12 protein-coding genes, 1 pseudogene and 1 other annotated feature are annotated in these 15,423 nt (G+C 59.8%); of the genes and pseudogenes, 8 read left to right on the forward strand and 5 right to left on the reverse strand.

Annotated elements, in window-relative coordinates:
• Window positions 1-3: 3 nt before the first annotated feature.
• Window positions 4-1,618, reverse strand: a pseudogene (gene trpD / locus CYR55_RS23880) (bifunctional anthranilate synthase glutamate amidotransferase component TrpG/anthranilate phosphoribosyltransferase TrpD).
• Window positions 1,618-3,180, reverse strand: coding sequence for an anthranilate synthase component 1 (locus tag CYR55_RS02195; protein ID WP_101814679.1), 1,563 nt, complete (start codon window positions 3,178-3,180; stop codon window positions 1,618-1,620). The pseudogene trpD and the gene CYR55_RS02195 overlap by 1 nt, the downstream one beginning before the upstream one ends.
• A gap of 28 nt (window positions 3,181-3,208) precedes the next feature.
• Window positions 3,209-3,310: a sequence feature (Trp leader region), on the reverse strand.
• A gap of 220 nt (window positions 3,311-3,530) precedes the next feature.
• Between CYR55_RS02195 and rnm the strand changes: the two genes are divergently transcribed.
• The 6 genes from rnm to cobT all read left to right on the forward strand — a co-directional run bounded on the left by rnm (window position 3,531) and on the right by cobT (window position 9,103).
• Window positions 3,531-4,406, forward strand: a complete 876-nt coding sequence (gene rnm / locus CYR55_RS02200; protein WP_277622300.1) for an RNase RNM — start codon at window positions 3,531-3,533, stop codon at window positions 4,404-4,406.
• A gap of 32 nt (window positions 4,407-4,438) precedes the next feature.
• Window positions 4,439-5,059, forward strand: a complete 621-nt coding sequence (locus CYR55_RS02205) for an L-threonylcarbamoyladenylate synthase (protein ID WP_101814511.1) — start codon at window positions 4,439-4,441, stop codon at window positions 5,057-5,059.
• A 368-nt stretch (window positions 5,060-5,427) separates the two neighbouring features.
• Window positions 5,428-5,544: a YmiA family putative membrane protein gene (locus CYR55_RS02210; RefSeq protein ID WP_101814512.1), complete on the forward strand. Its 117-nt coding sequence runs from the start codon at window positions 5,428-5,430 to the stop codon at window positions 5,542-5,544.
• A gap of 219 nt (window positions 5,545-5,763) precedes the next feature.
• A complete protein-coding gene (gene rluB, locus CYR55_RS02215; RefSeq protein WP_101814513.1) occupies window positions 5,764-6,636 on the forward strand; it encodes a 23S rRNA pseudouridine(2605) synthase RluB in 873 nt (290 codons plus the stop codon).
• Window positions 6,637-7,169: 533 nt separating this feature from the next.
• Window positions 7,170-7,901: an adenosylcobinamide-GDP ribazoletransferase gene (gene cobS / locus CYR55_RS02225; RefSeq protein WP_165699506.1), complete on the forward strand. Its 732-nt coding sequence runs from the start codon at window positions 7,170-7,172 to the stop codon at window positions 7,899-7,901.
• Between the two features lie 155 nt (window positions 7,902-8,056).
• Window positions 8,057-9,103, forward strand: a complete 1,047-nt coding sequence (gene cobT, locus CYR55_RS02230; RefSeq protein ID WP_101814516.1) for a nicotinate-nucleotide--dimethylbenzimidazole phosphoribosyltransferase — start codon at window positions 8,057-8,059, stop codon at window positions 9,101-9,103.
• Window positions 9,104-9,157: 54 nt separating this feature from the next.
• Here the strand turns inward: cobT and cobO are convergent, their stop codons facing one another.
• A complete protein-coding gene (gene cobO, locus CYR55_RS02235) occupies window positions 9,158-9,745 on the reverse strand; it encodes a cob(I)yrinic acid a,c-diamide adenosyltransferase (protein WP_101814517.1) in 588 nt (195 codons plus the stop codon).
• Between the two features lie 4 nt (window positions 9,746-9,749).
• Window positions 9,750-10,511, reverse strand: a complete 762-nt coding sequence (locus CYR55_RS02240; protein ID WP_101814518.1) for a YciK family oxidoreductase — start codon at window positions 10,509-10,511, stop codon at window positions 9,750-9,752.
• A 338-nt stretch (window positions 10,512-10,849) separates the two neighbouring features.
• Between CYR55_RS02240 and sohB the strand changes: the two genes are divergently transcribed.
• Window positions 10,850-11,893 (forward strand): protease SohB, encoded by a 1,044-nt coding sequence (sohB, locus tag CYR55_RS02245; RefSeq protein WP_101814519.1) that lies wholly within the window; start codon window positions 10,850-10,852, stop codon window positions 11,891-11,893.
• A 58-nt stretch (window positions 11,894-11,951) separates the two neighbouring features.
• Here sohB and CYR55_RS02250 read toward each other — a convergent pair whose 3' ends face one another.
• Window positions 11,952-12,203, reverse strand: a complete 252-nt coding sequence (locus CYR55_RS02250) for a YciN family protein (protein WP_101814520.1) — start codon at window positions 12,201-12,203, stop codon at window positions 11,952-11,954.
• Window positions 12,204-12,645: 442 nt separating this feature from the next.
• Between CYR55_RS02250 and topA the strand changes: the two genes are divergently transcribed.
• A complete protein-coding gene (gene topA, locus CYR55_RS02255) occupies window positions 12,646-15,243 on the forward strand; it encodes a type I DNA topoisomerase (RefSeq protein ID WP_101814521.1) in 2,598 nt (865 codons plus the stop codon).
• Window positions 15,244-15,423: the final 180 nt, after the last annotated feature.

The following is a 15,423-nucleotide window of genomic DNA, read 5'->3' on the forward strand; positions in this document are numbered from 1 at the left end:
CACTTATCCTCTTGCTGCCAATGCGCTGACACGCTGGTAAGCGTCGCCGCTGCGGATCACCGCAAGCGCCTGCTGCGCATTCTGTTTTAGGTCTTCTTGCCCGAAAAGCTTCAGTAAAAGCGCGACATTAGCGGCCACCGCGGCCTCGTGGGCGGGTTCACCTTTACCTTGTAACAAGCGTGCCAGAATGTCACGGTTTTCTTCCGGTGTGCCGCCCAGCAGCGCCTCCACCGGGTAGCCCGGCAGGCCGAAATCGCCTGGGGTCAGCTGATAGGTGGTGACGCTGCCGTGGTTCAGCTCTGCCACCTGGGTCGGTGCGTGGATCGCCACCTCATCCATGCCGCCGCCGTGTACCACCGCAGCGCGCTGGTAACCCAGTGTGCGCAGGGTTTCGGCAATCGGCAGCACCAGCTCCGGGCTGTAGACGCCAATCAGCGCCAGCGGTGGGCGGGCAGGGTTGATCAGCGGCCCCAGCACGTTAAACAGCGTGCGGGTTTTCAGCTGCTTGCGCACCGGCATCGCGTGGCGGAACCCGGTGTGGTACTGCGGCGCAAACAGGAAACAGATGCCGAGATCGTCCAGCGCCTGACGTGCCTCGTCAGCCGGTAAATCAAGGCGGATGCCGAACGCCGCCAGCAGATCGGAAGACCCGGAGCGGCTGGAAACGCTGCGGTTGCCGTGTTTGGCAACCCGCACCCCGCAGGCCGCGGCCACAAAGGCGCTGGCGGTGGAGATGTTAATGCTGTTGCTGCCGTCGCCGCCGGTGCCGACGATATCGGCAAACGGGTAGTCCGGGCGCGGGAAAGGCTGTGCATCGGCCAGCAGCGCCTGCGCTGCCCCGGCAATCTCTTCCGGGCGTTCACCGCGCACTTTCATGCTGATCAGCGCCGCGGCCAGCTGTGACGGCTCCAGCTCGCCATGGATAATGGCCGTAAACAGCTGGCGGCTCTGTGCCTGGCTCATCGGCTCGGCACGGTAGAGCTGCTCAAGGATGGCGGCATGGGGTTCATGTGACGTTGTCATAATCTGTCTCCTTGTCTTAAACCAGTGCCCAGGCCAGGGTCTGCTCCAGCAGACGTGCGCCCTGTGAGGAAAGAATCGATTCCGGGTGGAACTGGAAACCGCAGACGCGATCGGCATCGTGGCGGACGGCCATCACCATGCCGTTGAAGTGGGCATTGACCACCAGCCCGGCCGGGGTGTCGCTGCCGACCAGCGAGTGGTAACGCGCCACCGGCAGCGGGTTTGGCAGCCCGGCAAACATCGCCTGCCCGTCATGTTCCACCGGCGAGGCCTTGCCGTGCAGGATTTCACCCGCCTGGCCGACATGGCCGCCATAGGCTTCCACAATCGCCTGATGGCCGAGACAGATGCCGATCACCGGCAGCTGGCCGCGCAGCCGTTGCAGCAGTTCCGGCATACAGCCGGCCTCGGCCGGGGTGCCGGGGCCGGGGGAGAGCATCAGGATCGGCTGTTCCATCTCTTTCAGTTTAGCGATGATGGTGTCCGCCGGGATCTGGTTGCGGTAAATCACCACCCGGTGGCCGAACGTGCGCAGCTGGTCCACCAGGTTGTAGGTAAAGGAGTCGATATTATCGAGCAGCAGGATGTCAGCCATCAGAACACCTCCCGGGCATGATGTGCGGTAGCAATGGCGCGCAGCACGGCGCGGGCTTTGTTGCGGGTTTCGTCAGCTTCCGCCTGCGGAACGGAGTCCAGCACCACGCCGGCGCCGGCCTGCACGGTGGCGATCCCATCCTCCACATAGGCGGAGCGGATCACGATGCAGGTGTCCAGATCGCCATGGGCGGTAAAGTAACCCACCGCGCCGCCGTAGCTGCCGCGGCGGCTGCCTTCTGAGGCGGCAATCAGCTGCATGGCGCGGACTTTCGGCGCGCCGCTCAGGGTGCCCATGTTCATACAGGCCTGATAGGCGTGCAGCACATCCAGATCGCGGCGCAGGGTGCCCACCACGCGGGAGACCAGGTGCATCACGAACGAGTAGCGGTCAACTTTGGTGAGATCTGCCACGTAGCGGCTGCCCGGCTCGCAGATGCGCGCCAGATCGTTGCGCGCCAGATCCACCAGCATCAAGTGCTCTGCCAGCTCTTTATGGTCAGTGCGCATCTCCAGCTCAATCCGGCTGTCGAGGTCGCGGTCCAGCGAGCCGTCCGCATGGCGGCCGCGCGGGCGGGTACCGGCAATCGGGTAGATCTCAATCTGGCGGCTGTCGGCCTCATATTTCAGGGCGCTTTCCGGCGAGGCACCGAACAGCTGGAAATCGTTGTCCTGCATAAAGAACATATAAGGGCTGGGGTTGTTCTCTTTCAGCGTCTGGTAAGCGGCCAGCGGCGACGGGCAGGGCAGGGAGAAGCGGCGCGACGGCACCACCTGGAAAATCTCACCCACACGGATAGCCTTTTGCAACCCGCTCACGACCGCGCCGTACTCGGCATCACTCTGGTTACAGCTCAGCGCCATGTCCTGCACCGTCTGGTGCGGGATCGGGTGCGCAGGCTGCTGCAACTGCTGCTGCAACTGGGCCAGGCGCTGTTGCAGGCGCTGTTTCTCAGCGGCAGACGGGGTAAACACACTGGCCTGCAGGCGGCTGGTGCGGTGCTGGTGGTCAAGCACCAGCAGCGTTTCCGCCAGGTAGAAGCAGAAATCGGGGCAGCGCTGGTCAGCGCGCAGCGGCGGCAGGTCTTCAAACCCGGCCACCAGATCGTAGGCAAACAGGCCACCGAGGAACATTGCCTCACGTTCATCAGGCGGGCAGATAACCAGCGTCAGGATCTGGCGCAGCGCATCAAACACCGACAGTGAACAGAGGCGCGCGTCCTCATCCTGCATTGGGTCGATGGCCGGGAACGTCAGCTCACGGCCGTTGGGGCGCACGCGGTTGCTGACTTCCGGCGGCAGTGCCGCATCCAGCAGCGGCAGCAGTGACGCGCCGTTGGCGGTAAGCGCCTGAAGGCTGACGGTGCGGCCCAGTGCGGTGATGCGCAGGGCGCTGTCTACAATCAACAGGCTTTTCAGGTTCTGCTTGCTGGTGATCTCAGCGGATTCCAGCAGCAGGGTGGCCGGGCGTGCGCCGCACAGCTGGTTAAAGATGGCGGTCGGGTCGTCCCGGTAGCAACCGGTCACGCTCAGCAGGTCTAGTGTAGGTTGAGTTATGTTCATGTTTGCTTCCACGTCGTTATTTTTATCCACAAAAAAGCCCGCACTTGGCGGGCTCTTGGGTATCTGCAAGGTCTGACGACCGCATGCGTGATTACACCGCCCGCAAAAGGGAGGAGCGCCACCAGCGAGCAAGAAGGGTAATCCGCAGAGTTTTCATCATCAGCACCAGGTTGTCGTGAACTTGTGTACTAGTTAACGGGTTCGGAGAAAGAAAGTCAACCCTCATTTCCGGGGTTTAGCGTGAAATGATAAAAATGATGAATATGACTTAGGGCTGGCATCCGGCCGCCACAATGGGGTAACGTGCCGCCACAGCCCCACCGGGGATTCACGTTTTTTGCAGGATGACCATGTTGACTGACGCCACTTCCACCGCCTTTACCCTGTTCGATCTCCACAGCCACACCACCGCCTCAGACGGGTTCCTGACGCCTGCCGCGCTGGTGGCGCGCGCCGTGGCGATGCGCGTCGGGGTGCTGGCGATCACAGACCATGACTCGGTTGACGGCCTGGCAGCAGCAGCGGAGGCCATTGCGGCGCAGCAGTTGCCGCTACAGTTGGTAAACGGGGTGGAGATCTCCACCCTGTGGGAAAACCATGAGATTCACATCGTTGGGTTGAATATCGATCCGCAGCACCCAATGATGCAGGCGTTGCTGGCACAGCAGCGGCTCTACCGTCAGCAGCGGGCGGAGGAGATGGCGCGCCGTCTGGAGAAAGCGCACATTCCCGGTGCGCTGGAGGGCGCGTTACGGCTGGCGGACGGCGGGGCAGTGACGCGCGGCCACTTTGCCCGTTTCCTGATTGAGGCCGGCAAAGCGGAGAACGTCGCGCAGGTATTCAAGAAATACCTGGCCAAGGGGAAAACCGGCTACGTTCCGCCCCAGTGGTGTACAATAGAACAGGCTATTGATGTTATTCATCAATCTGGCGGCCAGGCGGTGGTGGCCCACCCCGGCCGTTACGATCTCTCCGCAAAATGGCTCAAGCGGCTGCTGGCCTTTTTTGCTGAGCTCGGGGGCGATGCCATGGAAGTGGCCCAGTGTCAGCAAGCCCCCAATGAACGCACGCAACTGGCCCAGTACGCCCAGCAGTTTCAGCTGCTGGCGTCGCAGGGATCGGACTTCCACCAGCCCTGCTCGTGGATAGAACTGGGCCGCAAGCTCTGGCTGCCGGGCGGCGTGGAGCCGGTCTGGCGTGACTGGCCCGCCGGAAGCCCGGCATGAAGCCGGGATCACAACGATAAAAGAGGTACCTGATGAGTCAGTTTTTCTATATTCACCCCGAAAATCCGCAACTGCGCCTGATCAACCAGACGGTAGACGTGCTGCGCAAAGGCGGGGTGATTGTTTACCCGACGGACTCCGGTTATGCGCTCGGGTGCCGGCTGGAGGAGAAAGCGGCGATGGAGCGCATCTGCCGCATCCGCCAGCTGGACAGCAATCACAACTTTACGCTGGTCTGCCGTGATTTAAGCGAGCTCTCCACCTATGCCTACGTGGACAACAGCGCCTTCCGTCTGATTAAAAACAACACGCCGGGTAACTACACGTTCATCCTGAAAGCCACCAAAGAGGTGCCGCGCCGGTTGATGAGCGAAAAACGTAAAACCATTGGTTTGCGGGTGCCGTCCAACCCGATTACCGTGGCATTGCTGGAGGCGCTGCATGAGCCGCTGATGTCGACCACGCTGATGCTGCCGGGCAACGATTTTGCCGAGTCCGATCCGGACGAGATCAAAGAGACCCTGGGCAAGCAGGTGGATCTGATTATCCACGGCGGTTCGCTGGGCCAGCAACCCACCACCGTGATCGACCTCACCGACAGCACCCCAGAAGTGATCCGCGAAGGGGCGGGCGATCCGGCCCCGTTCCGCTAATGGCCACCGCCCGGTAACCCTGCGTTACCGGGCAGACCCCGGCGCTGTTATCTCTGCCAATGTGTTTCTTGCTTCTTGCCAATGTGTTTCTTGCCGGAGTGTCGTCCCCTGTGCGGTTAATTACCCGGCGCGGCGGGTTCCCCCTTATTTTCTTTTCTGGCCCGCCTGATTTGGCTTAAGTATTATTATTAACATGACTTAAGTTAAATTAATTATATTTTGCAGGGTATGAATTAACGGTTCCGTTAATTCAATATCTTGCGATGATTAATCATGGCTATTACATTCATGATATTAAACGGTTCAAACGATTATCCGTGCTTACCTATTCACAATAAGATTGATCTTATTTCTTATTGGAATGATCTATGCGTTCACAGAAACAACGCGCTGAAGATAATCGCCTGCGCCGTAAGGTGTGGCTGGCAATGCTGGCCGGGTGTGGCCTGTTCTGGGGTTGCCTGCTCTGGTGGCTGTTTGGTTAATTTCTCTTCTTCGTTGCGGGCCGCTCCGCCCGATCCTTTCCGTTTTCCTCACGCTATAATAGGGAATACAAAGTGGCCGTAACTGTGTATAATAGTCGGCTAAACTTTTTATAAGTGATTGATTTATATCAAGATTGCTTATAAGCCCCATTCCTGAGCCGCAGAAATTCCTTTTGCGGTTTATCTGACGCCTGTGAAGGCGACAACAGAGGTTGCTCAATGAGCGAGAAATTACAGAAAGTTCTGGCGCGGGCCGGCCACGGTTCCCGCCGCGAAATTGAAGCCATTATCCAGGCAGGCCGCGTCAGTGTAGACGGCAAAATCGCCACGCTCGGCGATCGCGTTGAGGTGACGGCGGGTATGAAAATCCGTATGGACGGCCACGTGGTCTCCATTAATGAATCCACCGAAGCGGTGTGCCGCGTGCTGGCGTACTACAAGCCGGAAGGCGAACTCTGTACCCGCAACGACCCGGAAGGCCGCCCGACGGTGTTTGACCGCCTGCCGAAACTGCGTGGTGCGCGCTGGGTGGCCGTGGGCCGCCTGGACGTTAACACCTCCGGCCTGCTGCTGTTTACCACCGACGGGGAGCTGGCAAACCGCCTGATGCACCCGAGCCGTGAAGTGGAGCGTGAATACGCCGTGCGCGTATTCGGCCAGGTAGACGATGAAAAAATCAAACAGCTCAGCCGTGGCGTTCAGCTGGAAGATGGCCCGGCGGCATTCCGCACCATCACCTATCAGGGTGGGGAAGGGCTGAACCAGTGGTACAACGTAACCCTGACCGAAGGCCGTAACCGTGAGGTGCGCCGCCTGTGGGAAGCGGTGGGCGTGCAGGTGAGCCGCCTGATCCGCGTACGTTACGGTGACCTGACGCTGCCGAAAGGGCTGCCGCGCGGCGGCTGGACAGAGCTGGATTTGCCGCAGATTAATTACCTGCGTGAACTGGTAGAACTGGACCCGGAAACCGTCAGCAAAATGCCGGTGGAAAAAGATCGCCGCCGCGTAAAAGCCAACCAAATCCGGCGTGCGGTGAAGCGCCATAGCCAGGTCGCACCCAGCCGCCGCAGCGCGACAAATAAGCGCGGCTAATCAATTCACGCCGCCCGATCTCTTGAACCGCAGCCTTCGCTGCGGTTTTTTTTTGAATTTTTCTGAATTTTACGTAATGAAATTATATAAAAGTAACATTATTTCAGTAAGATATTCATCGCTGAAATAGAAACGAATTTCATTTCAATCAATTGCGATTAAACCGTGGTTAGACCTGTGATATTAATAAGCGGCGGTACCGAGGGAAAATGCGCCGGGAGCGGGTATTTTGCCGGTTCATCAGCCCGTTACGGAGAAAACAGGCCGTAACCGGATAAGCCACCAGAAAAGAGTGGTTATGCGCATCTTTGGTTCCGCCGGACAGGTTGGCCACATGAAAACAGGCCGTGAGCAATGCCCGGCCGCCAGGGGTTCCCTGCGGTACGGGGAGGGAGGGAGACCATCAGGCCGGCAGGGAATGCCTGCATATTACCGGATGAACCCAGGGATACGCCTGTGGGCCACCGGCATTTAGTACACCTTTAAAGGCTAGGATTAACATCAATGGACAGATGCTCGCTATGAAAGTTTTTTTGGCAACCTTACAATTTTTAACCCGCCTCCCGGTACCGGCTAACGCCTCAGCCCGGATGAGCGTGGAGGATTATCCCCGGGGGGTTTACTGGTTCCCGGTTATCGGATTAATCGTGGGGATGTGCTGTACCGTCATCTATATGCTGACGGCCAGTGCACTGGGGCCGCTGATGGCCGCCATGCTGGCGGTGACCACCAATGTGCTGGTGACCGGGGCCTTTCACCTGAATGGCCTGGCGGACAGCTGTGACGGGTTGTTTTCCCGTGCCGGCCGGGCGCGGGCGCTGGAGATTATGCGTGACAGCCGCATCGGTACCTATGGTGCAGCGGCAGTTATCCTGACGCTATTGATCCGCGTCGGGGCTGTCTACCAGATGAGCGTCAGCGGCTATGCCATGCTGCCGGTACTGCTCGCCACGCCGCTGCTGAGCCGCGGGATGCTGCTGATCCTGATGTTCCGGCAGAACTACGCGCGTGAGGATGGGCTGGGCAATCTCTATATCGGCAAGATCTGCCCGCGCCGCTTCGTGTTCACCCTGCTGATCACCCTGGTGGGTGTGGTGCTGTTATGTGGGGTCATGAGCCTGATTGCGGTGGCGGTGACGCTGTTTGCCGCACTGATGTTCCGCAGTGCGGTGCAGGAGAAAATCGGCGGGCAAACCGGCGATACGCTGGGCGCCGGTAACGAACTGTTTGAGATTGTGTTCCTGCTTGCGCTGATGTGGCATTGATCTGATCACCCCGGCTGCCCCCCGACACCGGGTGTGGCGGGGCAGCCCTCTTTTCGCCGGCAAAAAACTGCCCGCCCGGCGGCACGTGCAGCATTTCCCCTTGAAAAAAGTCAACAGCGGCCTGGCTGCCGCGACATCACATGGAGAGTAACAATATGACCACGGTCAACGATATCCCCGGCGCTATCGCCCCCCTCGACAAGGCAGCAATGACGCGCGCCCAGCAACGGCTGGATTCCCTGGTCAAGCCGCCCGGCAGTATGGGCCGTCTGGAAACCCTGGCGGTACAACTGGCCGGCATCCGCGGCAGTGACCGCCCGCTGCACTTCCCACAGAAAGAGATTGTGGTGATGGCTGCCGATCATGGCGTCTGGCAGGAGGGCGTCACGCCGTCACCGCAGGCAGTGACGGCGATTCAGGCCAACAATATCCTGCGTGGGGTCGCCGGGGTTAACGTGATGGCTAAAACGGCCGGTGCCCGGGTGACGCTGGTGGATACCGGCATCATCGGCGGCCCGGTGGCCGGGGCGCTGGACTGCCATCAGGGGCAGGGCAGCGCGAACATCGCAGTGGGGCCGGCAATGCACCGGGCGCAGGCGGAGGCGATTATCCTGTGGAGTGCGCGCTGGGTAGCGGCACAAGTGGCTGACGGGCTGGATCTGCTGGGCGTGGGTGAGCTGGGCATGGGCAATACCACCCCGGCTGCCGCGGTGATCTGCGCCATTACCGGCCAGCCGCCGGAGCAGGCCGTGGGCTTAGGCGCAAATCTGCCGCCGGAGCAGCTGGCCCATAAAGTGGCGGTGGTACAGCGCGCGCTGGACACCAACCAGCCGGACGCGCAGGACGGCCTCGGCGTGCTGGCCGCAGTCGGCGGCTTTGACCTGGCGGCGATGAGCGGGGCGATCCTGGGAGCCGCGGCGGCCGGTATCCCGGTAGTGCTGGATGGCTACCTCTCTTATGCCTCGGCGCTGGCGGCCTGCCTGATTGCCCCGGCGGCCCGTGACTACCTGATCCCGTCGCACACGTCAGCGGAACGCGGCAGCCAGCTGGCACTGGCGCACCTGCAGTTGCACCCTTATCTGGATCTCTCCCTGCGCCTCGGCGAGGGCAGCGGGGCCGCGCTGGCCTTTACGCTGGTGGATGCCGCCTGCGCCATGCACAATGAAATGGCGACGCTGGCGGAGTGCAATATTCAGCTTTGACAACCGTCCCGTTTTGGCAACAGTCCAGCTCTGACAACCCTCCAGCGCTGGCCGTTACCAGTCGATGCCTTTCTGCGCCATGACCCCGGCGTCAAAGGCGTGTTTCACCGGGCGCAGCTCGCTTACCGTATCAGCCCGCTCCAGCAGGTCACGGTGGCAACCGCGCCCGGTGATGATCACCGTCTGGTGCGCCGGGCGGGCATCCAGCGCCGCCATCAGCTCCGCCAGATCCAGGTAGCCGTAACTCACCATATAGGTCAGCTCATCCAGCAGCACCAGATCGAGTGTCTCATCGGCCAGCATTTTTTTACCGTGCTGCCACACCGCCTGACAGGCGGCCGTGTCGGTGTCGCGGTTCTGCGTTTCCCAGGTGAAGCCGGTCGCCATCACCTGAAATTCCACGCCGTGCGGTTCCAGCAGGTTACGCTCGCCGTTCGGCCATTCGCCCTTGATGAACTGGATCACCCCGGCGCGCAGCCCATGCCCCACCGCGCGGGTCACGGTGCCGAATGCGGCAGTGGTTTTGCCCTTGCCGTTGCCGGTGAAGACAATCAGCAGGCCGCGGGTCTCCTGCGCGGCTTTGATGCGGGCATCGACCTGTTCTTTGAGTTTCTGCTGGCGTTGCTGGTGGCGGTCACTCATGGCATCACTCCGCCGGGCCGGCCTTGCGGCCCGGTTGCGCATCGAAACTGATGCCGGTTTTCCGGCGGCTGTCGTCGCCCATCAGGTAGAGGTAGAGCGGCATAATATCCGCCGGGGTTTTCAGCTTGTTGGCGTCCTCCTGCGGGAAAGCGGAGGCGCGCATCGTGGTGCGAGTGCCGCCGGGGTTGATGCAGTTCACCCGCAGGGTGGAGTGTTTATACTCTTCCGCCAGCACCTGCATCATCCCTTCGGTGGCGAACTTGGAGACGGCGTAAGCCCCCCAGCCGGCGCGGCCCTCGCGGCCGACGCTGGACGAGGTAAACACCAGCGATCCGCCCGGGGATTTCAGCAACAGCGGCAACAGCGCCTGAGTGAGCATAAAGGTGGCATTGACGTTGACCTGCATCACCTGATGCCACAGCTCACTGTCCTGTTGCGCCATCGGGGTGATCTCACCCAGCAGCCCGGCGTTGTGCAGCACGCCGTCAAGGCGCGGCAGGTGTTGTGCCAGCGTGTCGGCCACGGCGCGGCAATCAGCCGGGGTGGCGGTCAGCAGGTCAAACGTGATGACGCGTGCCGGTTTCAGCCCGGCCTGGGCGATCTGCTGTTGCACGGCCAGCAATTTACTCTCGGTACGGCCCAGCAAGATAACGCCCGCGCCGAAGCGGGCGTAAGTCAGGGCGGCTTCACGGCCGATGCCGTCACCGGCACCGGTGACCAGAATCAGGCGGTTTTCAAGCAGGTTACGCTTTGGATGATAATGCACAGGGGTGTCCTCTCGCGTGGCAAAGGTGCCGGCGGCGTGGGCCGGTCACGGAGACCAGGGGCACGGCGGGAGCAGGCTCGACCGTCAACGCAACCCTGGCGCGAATCGTGGGTGTTTTCAGGAATATTGCACGTTATATGCCTCAAATGGATCGACTTTTCAATGAATAACCGCAATTTCAGCCTAATCTTTGTAACAAAACAGGAACATACCGTGCGCCTCCGGCGCGGCCGTGCGACACTCTCTGCCCGGTTCGGCAGCCTGCGGCAAGACGTCGCCGCCGGAAATGTTTACACTGGATAACCGGACATTGACTGACAGGAAAAAGGCGGAAATTTGTGGAGTTACTCTCTCTGTATGGGCTGTTTTTAGCCAAAGTCGTCACCCTGGTGGTGGCCGTCGGCGCCCTGGTGGTGCTGATCTTCAGCCTGCGGGCGCGCAAAGCGCAGCGCCCCGGCGAACTGCAACTCACCGATCTCTCGGAACAGTACCGGGAAGTGCAGCAGGACATGCGCGCTGCGCGCATGGATGAGCCTGCGCGCAAAGCCCGTGCCAAAGCGTTGAAAAAAGAGCGCAAAGCGGAGGCGAAACAGGCAAAACACAATGCGAAACAGGGCGTCAGCGACGGCAAACCCTGCCTCTACGTGCTGGATTTCCGGGGCAGCATCGATGCCCATGAAGTGGCGTCGCTGCGTGAGGAGATTACTGCGGTGCTCGCGGTGGCGACGCCGCAGGATGAGGTGCTGCTGCGCCTGGAAAGCCCCGGCGGGGTGGTGCACGGTTACGGGCTGGCGGCGTCACAGCTGACGCGCCTGCGCCAGGCCGGTATCCGGCTGACGGTAGCGGTGGACAAGGTGGCGGCCAGCGGCGGCTACATGATGGCCTGCGTGGCGGACCGCATTATCGCCGCGCCGTTTGCGGTGATCGGCTCTATCGGCGTGGTGGCCCAAATCCCTAACTTTAACCGGCTGCTGAAGAAAAACGACATCGACGTGGAGCTGCACACCGCCGGGGAGTTCAAACGTACCCTGACGCTGTTTGGTGAGAACACCGAGCAGGGGCGCGAGAAGTTCCGCGAGGATCTGAATGAAACGCACCTGCTGTTCAAAGAGTTCGTCAAGCAGCAGCGCCCGTCGCTCGACATCGACAGTGTCGCAACTGGCGAGCACTGGTTCGGCATGCAGGCGCGTGAAAAAGGGCTGATTGATGCCATCGGCACCAGTGATGATCTGCTGATCGCCGAGATGGAAAATCACGAGGTGATAAGCGTGCGTTACACCCGCCGCAAGCGCCTGATGGACCGCTTCACCGGCAGCGCCGCTGAAAGTGCTGACCGCCTGCTGCTGCGCTGGTGGCAGCGCGGCCAGAAGCCAATGTTATAAACAAAACAGCGGTGTTATAAAGAAGAAAAAGGGGCGTCCGCCCCTTTTAACCGAATGGTTAATTTTCCAGATAATATTTATCGGATAACTGATGGGCCAGGTGTTTAAACATATTAAATACCGCCGTGCTTTTCGCCGTAGGCAACCCTTGCTGATCAAGGAAAAACTCCCCGCTGAAAACCAGCACATCGCCATTTTGCCGCACATCGGTGGCAACCATACCGTGCAAATAATCCTCATGTGTTTTGATAATATTATTGGCGAGATCCAGTAACGCGTTTTTACCGATTGCCGTTCTATTTTTGTTCATCCTGATGACTCCGCAACTGATTATCCGCCGCCAGTGTAGTGCGGCCTTCGAACACCCGCAAACCGGATAAGGACATTCGAGCCAAAAGAGAGCATTGGCGAAAACGCAGGATCCATGCTAATTAGGTTGCGTGGCGTTATTTATCAGGTAGAGTGTGGCGTTTCGCCGGATAAGTGGAAGATTTACTTTACGCTTGAGACTTTTTGTGTGTCGGCTTGCTGTCAGGCGCATGGAAAAAACGGTTGCAGTCGGCAGGTGCCGGGGCCTACCCCGCAGGCGGACCGGGCTGATTGTGTCAGTGATGAGCAATCAGTAACCCGATGATGAAAAATGCCTTGATCTCCTGCTTCACTGTCGCAATATAAAAAAGAGCGTCATACTGCTGCGGCATAACGAGATAAAAATTTCTTTTTCGGAAGAATTAATTTAGGTAAAGATAAATATGGGAAAAGCTCTCGTAATAGTTGAGTCCCCGGCAAAAGCCAAAACGATTAATAAATATTTAGGCAATGACTACGTGGTGAAGTCCAGCGTGGGTCATATCCGCGATTTACCCACCAGCGGGTCTGCCAGTAAAAAAAGCGCCGAATCTTCCGAAGAAAAACCAAAGAAAAAAGTCAAAAAGGATGAGAAAGCCGCGCTGGTAAACCGGATGGGGGTTGACCCTTACCACGGCTGGCAGGCGCAGTATGAAATCCTGCCCGGCAAAGAGAAAGTGGTGGCGGAGCTGAAATCCCTGGCGGAAAACGCCGACCACATCTACCTCGCAACCGACCTTGACCGCGAAGGGGAAGCCATTGCCTGGCACCTGCGGGAAGTGATCGGCGGTGATGACAGCCGCTTCAGCCGCGTGGTGTTCAACGAAATCACCAAAAATGCCATCAAGCAGGCGTTTAACCAGCCGGGCGAGCTGAACATCGACCGCGTCAATGCCCAACAGGCACGCCGGTTTATGGACCGCGTGGTGGGCTACATGGTCTCGCCGCTGCTGTGGAAGAAAATTGCCCGCGGCTTGTCCGCCGGCCGCGTACAGTCTGTGGCCGTCCGGCTGGTGGTAGAGCGTGAGCGCGAAATCAAGGCGTTTGTGCCGGAAGAGTACTGGGAGCTGCATGCACAGCTGAACACCCAGGATGAAACCGTGCTGAACATGGAGGTGACCCACCATCATGACAAACCCTTCAAGCCGGTTAACCGCGAGCAGACCCACGCCGCCGTCGCCCTGCTGGAAAAAGCGCGCTATACGGTGCTGGACCGCGAAGACAAACCCACCAGCAGCCGCCCCGGCGCGCCGTTCATTACCTCCACGCTGCAACAGGCGGCCAGTACCCGCCTGGGCTTTGGCGTGAAAAAAACCATGATGATGGCGCAGCGCCTGTATGAAGCGGGCCACATCACCTATATGCGTACCGACTCCACCAACCTGAGCCAGGACGCCCTGACCATGGTGCGTGGCTACATCGGCACCGAATTCGGCGATAAATACCTGCCGAAAGAGCCGAATACCTACAGCAGCAAAGAGAACTCGCAGGAAGCGCACGAAGCGATTCGTCCTTCCGATGTGCAGGTGGTGGCTGAGCAGCTCAAAGACATGGAAGCGGACGCGCAGAAGCTTTACCAGCTGATCTGGCGCCAGTTCGTGGCCTGCCAGATGACGCCGGCCAAATACGACTCCACCACCCTGACGGTGCAGGCAGCGGACTACCAGCTGCGTGCCAAAGGCCGCATCCTGCGCTTTGACGGCTGGACGCGTGTCATGCCGGCGCTGCGTAAAAATGATGAAGACCGCACGCTGCCGAATGTGGAAATCGGCACCGAACTGACCCTGCAGCAGCTGCTGCCGAGCCAGCACTTCACCAAGCCGCCGGCACGCTTCAGCGAAGCCTCGCTGGTGAAAGAGCTGGAAAAACGCGGCATCGGCCGCCCGTCAACCTATGCGTCGATCATCTCCACCATTCAGGATCGCGGTTACGTGCGGGTGGAAAACCGCCGTTTCTACGCCGAGAAGATGGGTGAGATTGTCACCGACCGCCTGGAAGAGAACTTCCGCGAGCTGATGAACTACGATTTCACCGCGCGCATGGAAAATGACCTCGACCAGGTGGCCAATAATCAGGCCGAATGGAAAGCGGTGCTGGACGGCTTCTTCAGCGATTTCAGCGACCAGCTCGGCAAAGCGGAGCAGGACCCGGAAGAGGGCGGTATGCGCCCGAACCAGATGGTGCTGACCAGCATCGACTGCCCGACCTGCGGCCGCAAAATGGGCATCCGTACCGCCAGCACCGGCGTGTTCCTCGGCTGCTCCGGCTATGCGCTGTCGCCGAAAGAGCGCTGCAAAACCACCATTAACCTGGTGCCGGAAACGGAAGTGCTCAACGTGCTGGAAGGCGAAGACGCCGAAACCAACGCGCTGCGCGCCCGCCGCCGCTGCCCGAAATGCGGCACGGCGATGGACAGCTACCTGATCGACAACCAGCGCAAGCTGCACGTCTGCGGGAATAACCCGGCCTGTGAAGGGTATGAGATTGAGCAGGGCGAATTCCGCCTGAAAGGCTATGACGGCCCGGTGGTGGAGTGCGAAAAATGTGGTTCAGAGATGCACCTGAAAATGGGGCGTTTCGGCAAGTACATGGGCTGTACCAACGACGAGTGCAAAAACACCCGTAAGATCCTCCGTAACGGTGAAGTCGCGCCGCCGAAGGAAGATCCGGTGCCGTTGCCGGAGCTGGAGTGCGAGAAGTCTGACGCCTATTTCGTGTTGCGTGACGGCGCGGCCGGGGTCTTCCTGGCGGCCAACACCTTCCCGAAATCACGCGAGACCCGTGCGCCCCTGGTAGAAGAGCTGGCCCGCTTCCGCGACCGCCTGCCGGAGAAGCTGCGTTACCTGGCGGATGCGCCGGCCACCGATCCGGACGGCAACAAAACCCTGGTGCGTTACAGCCGCAAAACCAAGCAGCAGTACGTCTCCTCGGAGAAAGAGGGCAAGGCCACCGGCTGGTCAGCGTTCTTTGTTGACGGTAAGTGGACTGAAAGCAAAAAATAAGCATCACCTGAGAAGGTGACCGCCTGAGCACTCCGTAAAAAACCAGCGTGTAAACGCTGGTTTTTTTATACCGGGTAGATTTATCATCATGCATACATATGATTTTATGTAAATTGATTGATAGAAATAGCCTACAGGCAGGGCGAAGCGCTATACAGGCCCGTTCCGATTGTTATAATA

Origin of the sequence: Chimaeribacter californicus (genome assembly GCF_002858675.1) — a bacterium.
GTDB classification, from domain to species: Bacteria; Pseudomonadota; Gammaproteobacteria; order Enterobacterales; family Enterobacteriaceae; genus Chimaeribacter; species Chimaeribacter californicus.

Coding starts and splice junctions, on each gene's coding strand:
- CYR55_RS02205 (WP_101814511.1), top strand. CDS start 4,439: ATGAGTCAGTTTTTCTATATTCACCCCGAAAATCCGCAACTGCGCCTG.
- CYR55_RS02250 (WP_101814520.1), bottom strand. CDS start 12,203: ATGAACAAAAATAGAACGGCAATCGGTAAAAACGCGTTACTGGATCTC.
- CYR55_RS02195 (WP_101814679.1), bottom strand. CDS start 3,180: ATGAACATAACTCAACCTACACTAGACCTGCTGAGCGTGACCGGTTGC.
- rluB (WP_101814513.1), top strand. CDS start 5,764: ATGAGCGAGAAATTACAGAAAGTTCTGGCGCGGGCCGGCCACGGTTCC.
- cobO (WP_101814517.1), bottom strand. CDS start 9,745: ATGAGTGACCGCCACCAGCAACGCCAGCAGAAACTCAAAGAACAGGTC.
- rnm (WP_277622300.1), top strand. CDS start 3,531: ATGTTGACTGACGCCACTTCCACCGCCTTTACCCTGTTCGATCTCCAC.
- topA (WP_101814521.1), top strand. CDS start 12,646: ATGGGAAAAGCTCTCGTAATAGTTGAGTCCCCGGCAAAAGCCAAAACG.
- cobT (WP_101814516.1), top strand. CDS start 8,057: ATGACCACGGTCAACGATATCCCCGGCGCTATCGCCCCCCTCGACAAG.
- CYR55_RS02210 (WP_101814512.1), top strand. CDS start 5,428: ATGCGTTCACAGAAACAACGCGCTGAAGATAATCGCCTGCGCCGTAAG.